Annotated in this window: 18 protein-coding genes; 2 read left to right on the top strand and 16 right to left on the bottom strand. The window is 38.0% G+C overall.

Annotation, left to right across the window (positions count from 1 at the left end; all coding sequences use genetic code 11):
- Positions 1-29: 29 nt before the first annotated feature.
- The 13 genes from C9J29_RS24380 to mutY all read right to left on the bottom strand — a co-directional run bounded on the left by C9J29_RS24380 (position 30) and on the right by mutY (position 12570).
- The gene (locus C9J29_RS24380; protein WP_008173481.1) at positions 30-188 is read right to left on the bottom strand and encodes a hypothetical protein; all 159 of its coding nucleotides are present in this window, start codon (positions 186-188) and stop codon (positions 30-32) included.
- 128 nt (positions 189-316) lie between these two features.
- Positions 317-892: a TerD family protein gene (locus C9J29_RS18305; protein WP_008173483.1), complete on the bottom strand. Its 576-nt coding sequence runs from the start codon at positions 890-892 to the stop codon at positions 317-319.
- A 34-nt stretch (positions 893-926) separates the two neighbouring features.
- The gene (locus tag C9J29_RS18300) at positions 927-1508 is read right to left on the bottom strand and encodes a TerD family protein (protein WP_008173485.1); all 582 of its coding nucleotides are present in this window, start codon (positions 1506-1508) and stop codon (positions 927-929) included.
- A gap of 31 nt (positions 1509-1539) precedes the next feature.
- Positions 1540-2157, bottom strand: coding sequence for a TerD family protein (locus C9J29_RS18295; protein ID WP_008173487.1), 618 nt, complete (start codon positions 2155-2157; stop codon positions 1540-1542).
- A gap of 267 nt (positions 2158-2424) precedes the next feature.
- Complete coding sequence (gene nikC, locus C9J29_RS18290; RefSeq protein WP_008173489.1) at positions 2425-3321, bottom strand: nickel transporter permease; 897 nt, start codon at positions 3319-3321, stop codon at positions 2425-2427.
- A gap of 12 nt (positions 3322-3333) precedes the next feature.
- Entirely contained in the window at positions 3334-4338 is a 1005-nt protein-coding gene (locus C9J29_RS18285; protein WP_008173491.1) for an ABC transporter permease, read from the bottom strand.
- Positions 4339-4562: 224 nt separating this feature from the next.
- Complete coding sequence (locus C9J29_RS18280; RefSeq protein WP_089986830.1) at positions 4563-6182, bottom strand: ABC transporter substrate-binding protein; 1620 nt, start codon at positions 6180-6182, stop codon at positions 4563-4565.
- Between the two features lie 31 nt (positions 6183-6213).
- Entirely contained in the window at positions 6214-7194 is a 981-nt protein-coding gene (locus tag C9J29_RS18275; protein WP_089986829.1) for an ABC transporter ATP-binding protein, read from the bottom strand.
- Positions 7169-8182 carry an ABC transporter ATP-binding protein gene (locus C9J29_RS18270; protein WP_008173496.1) on the bottom strand — a complete coding sequence of 338 codons (1014 nt, stop codon included), beginning with the start codon at positions 8180-8182 and terminating at the stop codon, positions 7169-7171. The genes C9J29_RS18275 and C9J29_RS18270 overlap by 26 nt, the downstream gene beginning before the upstream one ends.
- Positions 8183-8486: 304 nt before the next feature.
- Positions 8487-10211, bottom strand: a complete 1725-nt coding sequence (locus C9J29_RS18265; RefSeq protein WP_174804739.1) for an ABC transporter ATP-binding protein — start codon at positions 10209-10211, stop codon at positions 8487-8489.
- A gap of 226 nt (positions 10212-10437) precedes the next feature.
- Positions 10438-10986 (bottom strand): nucleoside tri-diphosphate phosphatase, encoded by a 549-nt coding sequence (ntdP, locus tag C9J29_RS18260; RefSeq protein ID WP_036120520.1) that lies wholly within the window; start codon positions 10984-10986, stop codon positions 10438-10440.
- Between the two features lie 280 nt (positions 10987-11266).
- Positions 11267-11443: a gamma-type small acid-soluble spore protein gene (locus C9J29_RS18255; RefSeq protein WP_008173504.1), complete on the bottom strand. Its 177-nt coding sequence runs from the start codon at positions 11441-11443 to the stop codon at positions 11267-11269.
- Between the two features lie 92 nt (positions 11444-11535).
- Positions 11536-12570: an A/G-specific adenine glycosylase gene (gene mutY / locus C9J29_RS18250; protein ID WP_107922570.1), complete on the bottom strand. Its 1035-nt coding sequence runs from the start codon at positions 12568-12570 to the stop codon at positions 11536-11538.
- A 200-nt stretch (positions 12571-12770) separates the two neighbouring features.
- On the opposite strand from mutY, the gene C9J29_RS18245 reads away from it, so the two are divergent.
- On the top strand, positions 12771-13757 hold the full coding sequence (locus tag C9J29_RS18245; RefSeq protein ID WP_107922569.1) for a metal-dependent hydrolase: 987 nt from the start codon (positions 12771-12773) through the stop codon (positions 13755-13757).
- Positions 13758-13792: 35 nt separating this feature from the next.
- Here the strand turns inward: C9J29_RS18245 and C9J29_RS18240 are convergent, their stop codons facing one another.
- The 3 genes from C9J29_RS18240 to recX are packed head-to-tail and all read right to left on the bottom strand — an operon-like array spanning position 13793 to position 15192.
- On the bottom strand, positions 13793-14062 hold the full coding sequence (locus C9J29_RS18240) for a YfhJ family protein (RefSeq protein WP_107922568.1): 270 nt from the start codon (positions 14060-14062) through the stop codon (positions 13793-13795).
- Positions 14063-14392: a YfhH family protein gene (locus tag C9J29_RS18235; RefSeq protein WP_008173513.1), complete on the bottom strand. Its 330-nt coding sequence runs from the start codon at positions 14390-14392 to the stop codon at positions 14063-14065.
- A complete protein-coding gene (gene recX / locus C9J29_RS18230; RefSeq protein WP_107922567.1) occupies positions 14389-15192 on the bottom strand; it encodes a recombination regulator RecX in 804 nt (267 codons plus the stop codon). Before recX ends, C9J29_RS18235 begins: the two co-directional genes overlap by 4 nt.
- A gap of 159 nt (positions 15193-15351) precedes the next feature.
- Here recX and C9J29_RS18225 point away from each other — a divergent pair, with 159 nt between their 5' ends.
- Positions 15352-16260 (top strand): TIGR01777 family oxidoreductase, encoded by a 909-nt coding sequence (locus C9J29_RS18225; protein ID WP_107922566.1) that lies wholly within the window; start codon positions 15352-15354, stop codon positions 16258-16260.
- Positions 16261-16281 lie beyond the last annotated feature (21 nt).

Here is a 16281-nt window from a genome sequence, read left to right as displayed (position 1 = left end):
AGTGCCATGTTACACTGCTGATTTCTTATTCATCTTTGTACAACAAATGTCAATAAGAACGCAGCAATTAGAATAATGAAAAATACTTCGTGTGGTGGATGGAATACAAAAATACTCCCAAACATTTTCAGTACAATAAGCGGATTTAAAATATATGCAGTCGTTTCAAACTCTGACACTCGCTCCATTAAGTACGCATCATAAATATTCCTAAATCCCGCCTACTAATAGAACCTATACTTTAATGTGCATATGTACTTAATCATTTATTAAGTACATCACACATGATTCTCATCATGTACCTGCAACTTACTAGTTACTGTAGGCCATATGCGCTGATTAATGCTGCTAAGCCGCCTTGATAGCCCGAGCCGATTGCCGCAAACTTCCACTCGCCATTATGACGGTACAGTTCACAAAATACTACGGCTGTTTCAATACTGAAATCTTCGCCTAAATCATAACGCAATACCTCTGCTCCTGACTCTTCATTTGTCAACCGAACATAAGCATTTAGGACTTGTCCAAAGTTTTGATGACGTCCCTCTGCATCATAAATAGTGACCGTTACAACAATTTTGTCAATTTGAGGAGATACTTGCTTTAAGTTGACGAGGATTTTTTCATCATCCCCATCCCCTTCGCCTGTGCGGTTATCCCCTGCATGAACAACAGATTGATCTGGACTTGCTAAATTATTGTAAAAGATAAAATCTTGTTCATTACGACATTTGCCCGATGCATCTAGTAAAAATACAGATGCATCAAGGTCAAAATCTTGCCCACCATCAAATTGTTTAACATCCCAGCCTAAGCCGATGCCGATGCTGTTTAAACTAGGGTCTTGCTTCGTTAAATCAATTCGCTGCCCTTTACTTAATTGAATAGCCATTCAAAAATCTCCCTTTCTTTCCAAAGATGAAATTTTAGTTTACGTTTAAGCCGTAGTCATTACATAAAGCAGCTAAGCCACCCTGATAGCCAGCACCAACTGCGTTAAATTTCCATTCTCCGTTATGACGATATAATTCACCGACTACAACTGCTGTTTCAATACTGAAGTCCTCACCTAAATCAAAGCGAATTAGTTCTTGGTTGGATGCAGCATTTACAATACGAATATATGCATTCGATACCATGCCGAAATTTTGATTACGTGATTCTGCATCATGAATAGTTACAGTGAATGCTAGTCGTTGAACATGTGCAGGAACTTGAGTTAATGCGACTTTTACCACTTCATCGTCACCTTCACCAACACCTGTTAAATTGTCACCAGAATGTTCAACTGACCCATTACCACCTTTTGTATTGTTGTAGAAAATGAAGTCATTTTGATCTGCTACTTTTCCTGTATCAGCAAGTAAAAATACAGATGAATCTAAATCAAAATCATTTCCACCATCATATTTATTTGTATCCCAACCTAAACCAACAATTACATTTGTTAATCCCGGATTTGTTTTTGTTAAATCTACTTTTTGACCCTTTTGTAGTGAAATGCCCATACTTTTTATTCCTCCTATATAGTCGTTTATTTTATTGATATCTTCGAACAACGTCGCCAAGTTTAAGATCATTCGTTCCTGAACCAACTGCTGCGAATTTCCATTCAGTTTGATGACGGTAAATTTCACCACAGATTAACGTCGTTAAATTCGAATAATCATCACTTAAATTATAGCGAATTAGTTCGCTTCCTGTCCTGTCATCATACACACGAATATATGCATTTCGAATCATACCAAAGTGTTGGTTTCTACCTGCCGCATCATAGATGTTTACGACAAACACTAGCTTATTAAATTGTGTCGGAACAGACGATAGCTCAATTGTAATTACTTCATCATCTCCATCGCCATCTCCCGTTAAATTATCGCCAGAATGTCGAACAGAACCACAGCTACTTGTTAATTTCCCAAAATAAATGACATCGTCCCCAGCTAAAACTTTATCATCTTGCAGCATTAATACGGAGGCGTCACAGTCAACGCTTCTACCACTGCCACTATTTCTACTAGAAAATAAGCCACCAAGGAAGCCACCGCTTTTTTCTTGGCCGACAGGGTCCCACCCTAACCCTACTTTAATCTTATTTAATCCTGCGTTACCCTTTGTTAAATCAACACGTTGCCCTTTTTGTAAATTAATCGCCAATTTGAACACCCTCCTAAAAATATGTATTTCAATTGAAAGACTATATGTAAAGTCATAATCTACGCATTTAGATTGTCTTTTTCAACAATACTTTAAGTCTAAAATAACGTGACAAAAAATTCAATAAATGGCTCCGAAAGGTTCATCTTTTTTTATTTTATTTTGTAGGAATATTTCTATAAAGGACGCTTCAACTGTAAAAGAGTTCCTTTTCAAAACAGCCGAAAAAAAACCTTCTAGCTTGTAGAAGGCTCATGAATCTAATTACTAATTTTTCATTTTCGGATCTAGTGCATCACGTAAACCATCCCCCATTAAGTTAAAGCCAAGAACCGTTAACATAATCGCTATCCCTGGGAAAATCATTGTCCATGGTGCATTTAATAAAAACTTCCTTGCATCGGCAAGCATTTTTCCCCATTCGGGTGCTGGTGCTTGCGCGCCTAGCCCAAGGAAACCTAATGCCGCCGCTTCAATAATAGCAGTTGCAATAGCAAGCGTCCCCTGTACAATAATCGGAGTGATTGAATTCGGCAATATATGAGAAAACAGAATTCGTGAATCACGCATGCCAATTGCCTTTGCTGCTACAATATATTCCTCTTCTTTGACACTTAATACTTTTGAGCGGATTAAGCGTCCAAAGTTCGGTACGTTAATAATGGCAATAGCAATTAATGCATTTTGTAAAGATGGACCTAGCACTGATACTACTGCAATCGCTAGTAGCATACTCGGGAAAGCTAGCATAATATCAAAAATACGCGAAATAATCGTATCGATCCATTTTCCATAATAACCTGCAATGATGCCAAGTAAACTACCCATTATAACGGATAAAATAACGGAGAAAAAGCCTACCCAAAGCGATATTCTTGCGCCATGGATGATTCTCGAAAAGATATCCCTTCCAAAATCATCCGTTCCAAACCAATGATCAGCGGATGGTGCCAGTAAACGCTTCGTTAAATCTTGTTCATTGATGCCCTGTGGTGCAATGAACGGACCAATGATAGCCAGTAAAACGAAAAATATAACAATCCCGGCGCCCACTAGTGACACTTTGCTCTTTTTAAAGCTACGCCAGCCTTCGAGCCATGGACCTACTGCCCTTTCTGGAACTGGTGCTGCTTCTTTTTTTATATCGATTGCTCCAGTCATCATTGCAACTCCCTTCTATTTGTATTTAATACGCGGATCGACGACTGTATACAGTAAATCCACGATTAAGTTAATCATGATGAAAATAAATGCAACGATTAAAATTCCTGATTGAATAACAGGATAGTCCCTGAAGCCAATCGCATCATAAATATAACGACCAATTCCTGGCCAACTAAAAATCGTCTCTGTTAAAATGGCACCACCTAGCAGTAATCCTGTTTGTAGACCAATTACCGTTAACACAGGAATAACGGCATTCTTCAATGCATGCTTATAAACAACAATAAACATTTTTTGGCCTTTTGCTCTTGCAGTGCGGACATAATCTGAGCGCATAACTTCCAGCATAGAAGACCTTGTAATTCTGGCTATAATAGCCATCGGAATAGTTGCCAGTGCGACACCTGGTAATATGAGTCGCTTTAGGACTTCGACGAATTGATCAAAGCGACCTTGAATGAGCGTATCCAATAAATAAAAATGGGTTATGGCGGTTATAGGATTTCGCACATCTTCTCGACCAGAGGTAGGCAACCATCCAAGCTTGCTACTAAATGTCCATTGCTCCATCAAGCCAAGCCAGAACACCGGTACAGAAACACCGATTAATGCGACAATCATCGCTGTATAATCAAACCAAGAATTTTGGAACCACGCAGAAATAATACCAGCATTTACACCGATAACAATCGCAATAATCATCGCAAAAAAGGCTAGTTCAGCTGTTGCTGCTAAGTATGGGAAAACTTCGTCTGATACAGGTAATTTTGTACGTAAGGAAACCCCTAAATCTCCCTGAAAAATGCCTGCCAAATAACTAAAATATTGTGTATACCAAGGTTTATCTAATCCTAAACTTGCGTTTAATGCCTCGACCGCCTCTTTTGTCGCCTGTTGTCCCAAAATAACTTGAGCGGGATTACCAGGTATTGCTCGTATTAACATAAAGACAATAAAAGTCATTCCAAGCAAAACTGGGATTAGTTGAAGTAAACGTCTCCCCATATAGTGAAGCATGTTCATCACCTCTCTATGATTTTCATAATCTACTTTGAAGTCTTTATATTCTGTTGAAAGGTTGTGCCTTCACCAAACGGTTTTGAATGTTTAGATGAGTGATCTTTCATACAGGAGAAATAATTTGGTTTTCTTTTACTAGAAAAGAATCTGCTAGAATTCCACGGCTTACCCGCAGAAAAGCAAGCAGATTCTCTAATTCACTTATTCAATTAAACATAAAATTACTGTTGAATATCTACCGCATCTAAACGGTCAGAGCCAGTAGGATGCGCAATATAATTTGTCACTTTCTTGTTAGCAGCTAAAATTGGCGTAGAGTGAGCAAGTGGAACCCATGGAGCGTCCTCAGAAATAATTACCTGAGCTTGCTTATAAAGTTCATTACGCTTGTCCTCATCGACTTCAGTTTGAGCAGCTGTTAACAACTTGTGTAATTCTTGATTGTCATAGAATGTATAGTTATTAGAGCCAATATTATCTCCATCTAATAAAGTATATAGGAAGTTATCCGCATCCCCATTATCACCTGTCCAGCCAAGTAAGAATGCATCAGCTTCACCATTTTGTGCTTTTTCTAAATAAGTAGCCCATTCAAACGATACAATTTTGGATTTAATGCCTACATCCTCTAAGTTCTTTTGAATCGCTTCTGCCACTTTTTGTCCATCCGGCATGTATGGACGTGGTACTGGCATTGCCCAAAGCTCAATTTCCTTACCATCATAGCCTGCTTCAGCAAGTAATGCTTTCGCCTTTTCAGGATCATACGTATAGCCTGTAACTTCATCGTTATAACCAGAAATTACTGGTGGCATTGGGTTTTTTGCTGGCTCTGCTAGCCCTTCATAAAATGCATCCACTAATGCTTGTTTATTAATTGCATAGTTAACCGCTTGACGCACTTTTACATTATCAAATGGAGGGCGTGTTACTGTTAAACCTAAATAACCAACATTCATAGATGGACGCTCAATTAATTGTAAATTAGCATCTCCCTCGATAGTTGCTTTATCAGATGGACTAATGCCATCAGCTACATCGATATTGCCTGCTAATAAATCATTTAAACGTGCAGAGTTTTCTGGAATAGAACGATAAATCACTTTATCTAATTTAGGATAGCCATCAATATAGTAATCAGGGTTTTTCTCAATTGTTATTGAATCATTACGTACCCAGCTAACAAATTTGAATGGGCCAGTTCCTACAGGATTTGCTGACAATCCCTCTTCATCTGCTTCAAATGCTGTTGGAGAAGCAATCGCAAATGGAGACATTGCTAAGTTTTTCAGGAATGGTGCTTGTGGTTGGCTTAATTTAAAGACAACTGTATAGTCACCCTCTGCAGTTACTGATTCAATGATTTGCTTGTCACCAATTAGAAATTGCGAACTAAAGTAAGGGTGTTTATCTGCGCCTGATTTCCAACGCTCAATATTCTTAACAACAGCCTCAGCATTGAAAGCTGTCCCATCATGGAATTTCACACCTTCCTCTAGCTGGAAAGTATATGTTAAACCATCCTCTGATGCCTCCCATGATTTTGCTAAACCTGGCTGAATCGTTACATCTTTTTCACCAAAGTTTACTAATGTTTCATAAATATTAGCTGTCACCGTAAAGGATTCACCATCTGTGACAACAGCAGGGTCAAGTGCTACAGAATCTCCTCCACGACCATACACTAAAATTTTTGGATCGCCACTGCTAGCTGTATCGCCACCAGTTGAAGTATCTTTACTACCCGTATCCTTTGTATCAGAGCCGCCACAAGCTGCTAAGATCGTCGAGAGAATAAGGAGCAGCATTACACCTAAAGTCCAGAGCTTCTTTTTCTTCATTCAATTTCCCCCTATGTGGTTTTTATATCATTTAATGTTGGAGTGCCTCATATAGATGGCAAGCAACATAATGACCTGGTTTCACTTCTTGCATTTTAGGTACTACCTGTGAGCATTGTTCCATTTTAAAAGGACATCGCGTATGGAATGTACAGCCACTCGGCGGATTGGATGCACTTGGAATATCTCCAGTAATAATAATTTGTTCACGTTCAAACGTTGGATCTGGCACTGGGACCGAAGATAAGAGTGCTTGTGTATATGGATGAAGCGGTTCAGCATATAAGTCCTCACTCGCTGTCAACTCTACTAATTTACCTAAATACATGACGCCCACACGATTGCTAATATGGCGCACAACCCCTAAATCATGAGAAATAAAAATATAGGTTAGCTTTAAATCCTTTTGCAGCTTTTGCAATAGATTTAATACTTGTGCCTGTATGGACACATCCAATGCCGATACCGGCTCGTCCGCAATGAGCAAACGAGGATTGGTCATTAACGCACGCGCGATGCCAATTCGTTGCCTCTGACCACCACTAAACTGGTGGGGATAGCGTTTGATATGATATTCATCCAATCCAACAATTTCAAGTAGCTCCAACACTTTCTGTTTTCGCTCCTTGGCATTACCTATCCCATGAACAATAAGAGGCTCCTCCAATATTTTGCCAATGTTATGGCGAGGATTTAATGAAGCATAGGGATCCTGAAAAATCATTTGAATATCTCTACGCGCCTTCCTCATTTCATTATTGGATAATTCTGAAATCATTTTACCTGCGAATTCAATGTTTCCTTCAGTAGGCTCTAGTAACCGCATTAGTAAACGACCTGTTGTCGATTTACCACAGCCTGACTCACCAACAATCCCTAATGTTTCTCCTTCAAAAACTTCAAAGGAAACATCATCTACTGCCTTTACATCCCCTGTTTGTGTATTTAGGACTCCTTTGCGGATCGGGAAATATTTCTTTAAGCCATCAACCTTTAATAACACTTTCGACACGTTGCTCCACCTCCTGCTTCTCTAGTAAAAAACATCTCGATTTATGCTGCTCTGCTGCTTCAAATAAAGGTGGTGTTTCCTGTAAACAACGTTCCATTGCGTATTCACAGCGTGCCGCAAAACGACACCCTACTTGAATACTTCCTGGTTTTGGTACACTTCCAGGGATCGAATATAAATTATCCTTTTTAAAACGCATATCAGGCACTGATTGAATAAGACCTTGTGTATAGGGATGCTTCGGATTAGAGAATATTTCTTGAATCGGTGCTTCTTCTACAATTTGTCCAGCATACATGACAATCACACGCTCACATGTTTCTGCTACAACACCTAGATCATGTGTAATTAACAGGACTGCTGTATTCAATCGTTTATTTAAGTCCTTCATTAGCTGTAAAATTTGAGCTTGAATCGTAACGTCCAAAGCAGTTGTCGGTTCGTCCGCAATTAAAACCTGTGGATCACAGACAAGTGCCATAGCAATCATGACCCGTTGTCGCATACCACCCGATAGCTGATGCGGATAATCCTTTAGTAAGTCCTCAGCACGTGGTAACCCTACAAGTTTCATAATTTCAACAGCTCTGGCAAACGCTTTCTTTTTCGACCATTTTGGATTATGGATTAAAATGGCCTCCTTTAACTGATCACCTATTGTAAACAACGGATTTAGTGAAGTCATAGGCTCCTGAAAAATCATAGCTATGTCTTTTCCACGTATTTTCTGCATTTGTTTTTCTGTACAATTCACTAGATTTTTATTATCTAGCAATATTTCACCACCTGTTATTTTGCCTGGTGGTGATGGAATTAATCCCATGATGGACAGTGACGTAACACTTTTACCACTTCCCGATTCGCCGACAATCCCTAATATTTCTCCTTCTTGGACAGAAAAATCGATATCATCTACAGCAGGAATTTGTCCATTATCTGTGAAAAAGGTTGTTCTTAAACCTTTTATTTCTAGTAGCTTTTTCCTCATGCGCAACGTCCACCCTACCTATATTTTACTTAATTGTATAAATTATATTAACAGAATGCTATAACTTTTGTTAAATTCCCTATTTTCAGATAATTCTAACTAAAAATCATCACTCTTTCAATCATTAATATTCTGCAATTTACGTAGTTTTTCTGCATCATTCGCCTTCAGTATTAATTACATCTTATAAAGTAATATTTTTATATAGATTTTCAAAAAAAAATAGCCTTCCATTTTTAAAAAATGAAAGACTTTTTTTGAAAAAAATTTCACAATTGATGATTTCTGTGTAAATTCACTACTATTACTCCAAATGTTGCACTTGGAATAAATCATAATATGTCCCTTGCTTTGTCATTAATTGCTCATGATTACCGTTTTCGATTAATTGACCATGGTCTATAACAAAAATTTTGTCAGCATGAGTGATGGTCGAAAGACGATGAGCAATAATTATAGTTGTTCGCTCATGAGCTAGCTCCTCTAATGATTCCTGAATCAATGCTTCACTCTCTAAATCGAGCGCTGAAGTTGCTTCGTCAAGAATTAAAATCGGAGGATTTTTTAAAAATACTCGAGCGATGGCAACTCGTTGTTTTTGCCCGCCTGATAGTTTTACTCCTCGTTCACCTACTTTAGTGTCATAACCATTTGGCAGAGTCATAATAAAATCATGGGCATTCGCTGCTTTGGCAGCCTCTATCACTTGCTCATCTGTAGCATCTGGTTTTCCCATTAAAATATTTTCTTTAACGGAGTCACTGAAAAGTATATTATCTTGGAGGACAATTCCTATTTGAGAACGTAGTGAATGCAATGTAACATCACGTACATCCTGTCCATCAATCGTTACGACACCATCGGTTGCATCATAGAAACGAGGAATTAAGCTAATAATGGTGGATTTACCGCCTCCACTCATTCCAACGAAGGCGACAGTCTCACCAGGTTTTATAGTGAAATTTATGTTATTTAAAATAGATACTCCTTCTTTTTCATATTGGAAAGATACATTGTCAAAACGAACTTCTCCCGTAGCGGATGGTAAATCTCGCGCATCAACTTTATTTTTCACTTCATATGGTTCATCCATTAAATCAAACATTCGATCCATGGATGCAATGGATTGTGTCAACGTTGTTGAAGAACTAACAAGACGGCGAAGTGGGCCATACAATCGTTCGATATACGCGATAAAGGCAACCATTGTTCCAACAGATAAATTACCATTTATGACTTCATAACCTGCATAAGCAATAACTAGTAAAGGCGCTACATCTGTAATAGTATTTACAACAGCAAAGGATTTAGCATTCCATTTTGTTTGATCAAGGGCCTTCTCTAAAAACTCCCCATTTGCTTCATCAAATAATGTTTGTTCATGCTTTTCTAGCGTAAAGCTTTTTATAATACTCATACCAGCTACTCGTTCATGTAAATAGCTTTGTACACCTGCAAGTGCTTGAGAACGTTTACGTGTTAAGTCCCGCAGTTTTCCAAAAAAGTACTTCACACTCAATGCATAAAACGGGAACGCTAATAAGGCCACTAATGTGAGCTTAATATCCATGGTTAGCATAATAATTACTGCAATCACAATGGTTGCAAGGTCTAGCCACACATTCATTAAACCCGTCATCACAAAGTTCTTCGTTTGCTCAACATCATTGATGACCCTAGAAATAACATCACCAGCACGTGTATTGGCATAATATTTTAAGCTTAATCGTTGTAAATGTGCGTAGATTTCCTTCCGAATATCAAACAGCACCTTATTACTAACATGTTGTGCAAAATATTGACGATAGTACTCGATTGGTGGACGTATAATAAAGAACACAATAATCGTTCCGCCCAGCCAATATAACAGCTCTTTTGTTTTTTCTCCATTTGTTAAGTCGTCCGCAGCAATAATATCATCCAACACAATTTTAATGAGTAATGGAATAAATAATGGAATAGCAAATTTAACTATACCAATAACAATCGTTAGAACGATTTCCCAAGAATATGGTTTTACAAAGCGCATATATCGCTTTATGCTTCCCAAGTTTTCATCACATCCTTACAAAAAGAAACAGGCATCCATTGATGAATGCCCTATGTATTATAGCAATATTTTGATTAAAATACAGTTATGATGACTTTACCGCTAACTATTTTGTATGTACCTTCCCTAACAGTGTGGAAGATGCTCATTAAGAGTGGCTAAAAGAGGCAATATAAAACACCTATTAGTTAACTAATAGGTGTCACTAACAATCATCTGACTGCATATCAAGCTGGAACTTGTAACGATTTGTCCAAACATTGATGAAATCGGGTGCAAATGGTCCTTTTTTTTGTTGAATCCAGCTTATTAACTTATCGACATTGCGCTTTAAAATTTTATCAATCACATCAGGATAAGACATTTCCTTACGATGAAGCTCATATTCATCCTCATCTAAGAGCGTATAAGACATGTCAGGAAAAACTTTAATATCTAGATCATAGTCGATATATTTAATGGCATTATTATCGAACACAAATGGTGAGCTTAGATTGCAATAATAATACACGCCGTCTTCTCGTAGCATACAGATGATGTTAAACCAGTGTTCCGCATGGAAATAGCAAATAGAAGGCTCTCTCGTTAGCCATGTACGACCATCGGATTCTGTCACAAGTGTCCGTTCATTCGCACCGATCACAATATTTTTTGTTCCTTTTAAAACCATCGTTTCTTGCCAAACACGGTGGATGCGGCCATTGTGTTTATAACTATGTATTTGTATCGTTTCTCCTTCTACTGGTAATGCCATTTTGAAGCCCACCTTTTCGTCTATGCTACCTAAATCTAGCAGTCTCTAGTATATTATAGCAATGTGTACGCGAAAGGTGTAGTTAGAAAACCACAAATTTCACTACGCTATTTTGAATTTGTATAAAATTTCGTTAACTTTAAGCAAAATTTATTAGAAGTTCCGCCATTTTGGTATTTTTTGGTTTTTTAAGTGAATATAGAAAGGAGCTGTCTTTTTCATCTTTTCGGATTTTTAGACAGCCCCTTAGAGGTAAATGCAATTATGCAATTACAAAGTGTTACTCACCTAAATCTTGGTTAGTTTTAGAGAAACGGCCTGAAGCTGGAGCTTTCTTTTGCTCTGCTTTAGCATTTTGCTTTTGCACTTCATTTACGTCCGTTTCATAACCAAATTCTTCACTTTGACGTTGCATGTTTTTATTCGGTTGGAAATTTTGGTTGTTTTGCTTTTTCATTATTCATTCACCTCCACGCTAATTATTGTGTACCGAGGTGATGAATTTTATGCTCACTAATTTATCGTTTAAAGTAGGATTTATTTTCCTGTTTATTTTTTTACCTCTTCCCAAATTTTTAACATGGGAACAGGCATCGGCAATTGTTCTATTTGTTCTTGAGTGAACCAATCGCCCATCGATGTAGATTCACACTTCATATAATAACTATTTACATGCCATGTTAAATGTGAAAACACGTGCTTAAACGTAAGCAGTTCATGCTTAGCTTGTACACTGATGGAATATTCCTTTAAGAAGCTTTCTACTGAAACCTGACTAGTATCAAACATTGGAAATTGCCAAAGATTAGCTAATAACCCTTCTTCAGGACGTTGCTCCATTAAAAAACGTCCTTGTTCATCTTGACAGACCAGAATATCATAACTCAAATGCTTCATCTTTATTTTTTTCGATTTAACTGGCAGTTTTTCCGGTTCACCTTCATTAAACGCTGTACAATACTCTCGCACAGGGCATAATAAACATTTTGGTGACGTAGGTGTACAAATAAGTGCCCCTAGTTCCATTAAGCCTTGGTTAAAGGAAGATGCATTAGTAGGATCAATAAGCTCCTCCACTGCAGCTTCAAAAATTTTTTTGGTTTTTGGTATGGCTATGTCCTCACTTATATTCAGCACTCTGCTTAATACGCGCATAACATTGCCATCTACTGCATGTTCGGGCTTGTTATAGGCAATACTTAAAATAGCACCAGCGGTATACGGTCCAACACCTTTTAATTTTGATATTTCATGGCGATTATCGGGGACCACGCCTCCGTAATTTTCTAAAACCTCACGTGCACCTGCCTGTAAATTACGCGCTCGTGAATAATAGCCAAGTCCTTCCCAATGCTTTAATAAATAATCTTGCGGAGCTTCTGCAAGCAAATCTAATGTTGGAAAACTTTCCATAAAACGATTGTAATAAGGAATAACTGTGTCGACACGTGTCTGCTGTAGCATCACTTCAGAAACCCAAATTTTATAGGGGTCTGTAGTATGTCTCCACGGTAAGTCGCGTTTCTCAGCGTTAAACCATTCGACTAAAGAATGTCGAAATTCTGTTACATATGGGTAATTCACAGTGACCTCCAAAGTTTTTACGATTTAATTTATGTTGAAAAGGGTATACAATTAATAAAGAATGAACATTCGTCCATAACTTACAATATTCGTCATTATCGAATGTCACCATACTAAAAATTGAATAAAGTTATTTATAAATGAAATAAAGATGTATGCAAATTGTACTCGATTTTACTGCATACTAGGAGTGGATATTTTTGGATTCAGGTACACATTTCGTTATGGGTATTGCCCTTGGCGGTCTTGCATTAGCCGACCCTATAGTAGCAAATCACTCAATGACCTTTACTGCCGTCATGGCAGGTACGATAATTGGCTCACAAGCTCCGGATGTTGATACTGTGCTAAAACTACGCAATAATGCTATCTATATTCGACATCATCGCGGAATTACACATTCACTACCAGCAGTAGCTATATGGCCAATCTTAATTACAGCTGTTATTTCCCTTATTTTGCAAGACGTAAATGTGTTTCATTTATGGCTTTGGACATTTTTAGCTGTCGCTCTTCACGTCTTTGTCGATATTTTTAATGCGTACGGCACACAAGCAATACGGCCTTTCTCCAGAAAATGGGTTGCATTAGGTGTCATCAATACATTTGATCCAATTATTTTTTCCTTGCATTGTATGGGTATTGTATTATGGGCTTTTGGAGCCAATCCTGTTTGGACATTTAGCATCATGTATATCATTATCGTGATTTATTATCTGTTACGATTCGCTGTTCAAAAAGCAGTAAAAAATGCAGTCCACAGCACGATACAAGATGAAGAATATGTTATCGTAGCACCAACTATGCGCTTCTTCCATTGGCGAATTGCCGCCAAGTCTAAAACACATTATTATGTTGGGCGGGCTTATGGCAGGACTGTTAATATTTATGATAAATTCGAAATTAAACCTTTACCTCAAACTGCCCTTATTCATGCAGCCATGAAAGACCCTAACTTAGCTGCCTTCGTGTCGTTCTCCCCGATGTACCGATGGGAGATTTCTGAGCTAGAAAACGGCTTATTGGAGGTACGTTTAATCGACTTGCGTTATCGGAGTGACAATCGCTACCCCTTTGTGGCAGTAGCACATTTAAATGACGATAATGAAATCGTTACATCTTACACGGGTTGGATTTTTACAGAAGATAAGCTTCAGAAAAAATTACAAATTGGTGCAAGTAATTAAGCAGTAAACCCTGACCAACATTGGTCAGGGTTTTATTATTGTATCATATCATCGCTAGCATCTAGGAGATGGGCATATTTTGGATTGCGCCCTGCAAAGGCATGTAGTTTATCACCATAGCTTGTAATTAATTGGCGGACAAGATTTTCTGTATAATCTGCCCCACGATAATCATATCCTGCTTTGGCTGAAGTTGATTCAAAGTCGCTCCATAATAATTCAACCCAGACACGGGCACGTCCAACTGACATTTGTGGATTTTTTGCCAGCAGTTCTGCTGTCAATTTTTCAATTTTCCCCTCCACTTATTTGCCCACCTTTACAGGAGACAGCATAGATACAGGTAATGCCTCTTGATATTTGTCACCGCCTAAACGATGTCCCCATGCAAAGCGTCCCTTTAAATAATCAACTTGGAAAAATTCATTATCTGAACGATCAATACGATACATTTCACCAGGCACAATTGTGTCTAAATCTACTAAATAAGCCGCTGCCATTAATGCTTTACGCTCATATACAGCAAATTCATTAATGATCCCAAGCTGCTCTGCCTTTCGTGCCTTTTCTTTTAAAAACGCAATTTCCTCACGCAGTTCATGCTCAGACATAGCAGCATAATTCTTTTCGTTCATTCTTCATTCTCCTTCTCTTCTATAAAACGGTTTATTACTTCTATAGGAAAACCCTTTTGATAGAGCGTCTGCTTCACCTTCATTTTTAGCTCATAACCAGTATACTTCGATACGTACTTTTTCCAAACTTTTTCGCCTTGTGCTTCGAGTAATGGTTGCCAGTTTTCTTCATCTTGCTCAAGCTCTATTTGATTAAGCACCTCTTCTACAATCGGAAATGCATAGCCTTTTCTTAACAGATAATCCTGAATTTTAGCCTTTACTTGTGCTGGGGTCTTTCTTTTTTCTGAACGTACAATTTTTTCCGCCAACTGTAAGGCCAATTTGATTTGTTCTTCCAAACTATATGTGGCAAGTACCTCATCTTGAAGGTTTTTATCAATTCCTTTTTTAATGAGGTCTTGTCTAATAGCTCTCGGTCCCTTTTTCATTGTCGCCTTTTTTGTATCCAGTAAAGCTTTGGTATAGTTTTCATCATTTATAAAGCCATACGATTTTAATTTCTGAATCGCTTCTAAAGCTACCGCTTCACCAAATTCTAAAGTAAGAAGTTTTTTCTTCACCTCGTGCTCACTTCGCATTTGATAAGAAAGAAAGTTTAATCCTTTATTAAACGCCTTCCGTATTTCATCCTCGTAGGCAATTTCCTGAATTTCAAATTCATCGAGAACCTTCCCCTTTGTTAAACCAAATTGAAGCAGAATAGCCTCGTCAACAGGAAATGCATATTCTTCATTTAAGTAGATATTATAACGTTCAGGATTGTTTTTTTGACGTGCAATTTTTGTAATCATACGCATAGCCAACACCTCACCTGTCCATTATAACATTTCTTTTTATGGTATCCGTTATTCGATGCTATTCATCCCCCATCTTCTAGGGGTACTTTAGATGTTCACATACGTGTTAAATGATACAATTATTAGTAAGTGTAATTTTTGAAAAATGGGGTGATTCTTATGAAAATTGTGATTGCGGGTGGAACTGGTTTTGTGGGAAAAGCTTTTATCAAGCTAGCAGAGGAAAACGGTCATAATATTTTTGTCTTAACTCGGAGTGCACCTTCCGAAAAAAATGGCATTCATTATGTACAATGGTTGCAGGATGAAGCCCTACCAATAGAGGCATTAGAAGGAGCAGATGCCTTTGTAAATTTAGCGGGAGTTTCTTTAAACAATGGTCGATGGACAAACAAACAAAAGAAGGATATTTATTGGAGTCGGATGCATGCGACACTTGAAATCGTGCGCATAATGGAAAAGCTCACGAAAAAACCTAAAGTCCTTGTTAATGCAAGTGCCGTAGGTTTTTACCCCCATTCTTCAGAGATTATTTATGATGAAACATTTACTGATGTGGCGAACGATTTTTTAGGCACGACCGTTCATGATTGGGAACGCCATGCAAAACGAGCAGAACCATTAGGAATTCGTGTCGCCCTTGCACGCTTTGGGGTCATTTTAGGTAGAGAGAGCGGGGCATTACCACCAATGTTATTACCATATCAAATGCATGTTGGCGGAACAATCGGATCTGGTAAGCAATGGCTTTCGTGGGTACATATTGAAGATGTGGCACGTGCTTTATATTTCGCAATCCTTCATGAAAATATTCATGGACCATTCAATGTAACCACACCTCATGCGACGCGCATGAAAGAATTCGGGCAATCAATCGCAATGATCATGAACAGACGACATTGGCTGCCTGTTCCTAGTTTTGCAATACGTTTGGCGCTTGGAGAACAAAGCACTCTTGTTTTAGAGGGTCAACATGTACGACCAGCAGTGTTAGAAGAGCATCATTTCATATTTAAATATCCGCATTTAACAGAAGCACTTGAAGACTTATTAATTGCTCAGAATTAGTGGATAATTTATAGCTATTTT

Origin of the sequence: Lysinibacillus fusiformis, assembly GCF_003049525.1 — a bacterium.
Classification (GTDB): domain Bacteria; phylum Bacillota; class Bacilli; order Bacillales_A; family Planococcaceae; genus Lysinibacillus; species Lysinibacillus fusiformis.
This window is presented reverse-complemented; position numbering and strand designations above follow the sequence as displayed.